Annotated in this window: 2 protein-coding genes; both read left to right on the top strand. The window is 34.4% G+C overall.

Annotated elements, in window-relative coordinates:
• On the top strand, positions 1 to 218 hold a 218-nt coding region (locus JMX95_RS13560), incomplete at its 5' end, for a hypothetical protein (protein ID WP_201561080.1).
• Positions 218 to 1,306: a hypothetical protein gene (locus JMX95_RS13555; RefSeq protein WP_201561079.1), complete on the top strand. Its 1,089-nt coding sequence runs from the start codon at positions 218 to 220 to the stop codon at positions 1,304 to 1,306. The genes JMX95_RS13560 and JMX95_RS13555, both read left to right, overlap by 1 nt.
• Positions 1,307 to 1,365 lie beyond the last annotated feature (59 nt).

Here is a 1,365-nt window from a genome sequence, read left to right as displayed (position 1 = left end):
AGCTAAAGCCATTGCAGCCATTATCATCTTTTACAGCATCTTCAGCTGCGATAGCTAAAGATGCTGTAAAAGATGATAATGGCAAGCATAGAGATGTAGGATTATTAGAAGCTTTGAAAACAGCATTTGGTATAGATATCTCTAAAGAAAGCATAAAAGCATATGCGTCAAAAAAATGGGATCAAACGACTGACTGGGTAAAAGGGTGGTTTAACTAATGTTTTTACATTCGGATAGTTTTGAAGATGATGTGACTGAAAAAGAAAGAATCAAGCGACTTAATTTTGATCATAGACATAACGGTCAGTTATGGGGTTACCATGGAAAATTTCATAGGTGGATTCAAGAAATTGATAATAAGTTTATGCGTCAAAAACTGACATGGTTGCAAGATGACATTCAGGCAGGTTTTGCTAGCTATAACTATCGAGATGTTTATTTTCAGAAGCATGTAGAGCAGCCTTGGATAAATGATCTCTGTCTTCAATATTATTCTAATGATCATATGGTCAATTTTGATAAGACAACTATATCAATACTTGATGGCTTAGATAATGAATTAATCATACCTCGTGAAAACTATCAAAATATTTATGACCCTATGGACATAACAGATTCACGAGATATGGTTGAAGAACACAATATCTATTTTTACGATAGGCGTGTGGATGTATTGTTTAGTAAAATTACTAATGAAGCGGAAGACTTTTGGGATAAACGATTACTATATTGGGATGAGCTTAAAGCGTTCGAAGTTAAACTTGAGCAACAAGAAGAAAAGCGATGGCGAGGTATTGAAATAGACCTTGTGGGTTTCGAGGTTGCACCTCATCACTTTCCTGCTTCGATTTACGAAGAAGATAATAAGCCTGTACTTGATTATGAATCTGTCCCAGATATTAACTTTTTGCTCTATTCATCTGTACCTTATATTAAATTAGGACAGATCTATTTTGAAGGTTTTGAATATCAAGAGCAGTTAAGTGATAAAGCTTTTAAAGTATTTACCAGACCGATTAATGATCAATATCAATGGGCGCTTAGCTTATTCGCCTCTGGTGGTTTATTATGGCATAGTTTTGTCCCTTTATTAATGATTATCCCTACCAACCAAAATCGACCCATTAAACCTAAAAATGTTGTTTATCAAGAGCTTTGTCTTTTTCTTCGCGGGTATTATTTTGTTGGGGGTAATACCGAAGGGCGTGCTTTACAAATAAAAAAGTTTAATTATATTAATCGCTATGTCAACCGTTACATTGACTGGATGCAAGATAAAGTAATGGGTGTGATTGAGAGTGACTAATCTATATGAAAAATTCAAAAGCTGGTTTTAGTAAAGAGGAAGTGAAACGAATTAATGAG

It is taken from the genome of Psychrobacter sp. NC44, from assembly GCF_904846655.1.
In the GTDB taxonomy this organism is placed as follows: Bacteria; Pseudomonadota; Gammaproteobacteria; order Pseudomonadales; family Moraxellaceae; genus Psychrobacter.
Note: the sequence above shows the minus strand (reverse complement) of the source record. Positions and strands in the feature narration are given on the sequence as shown.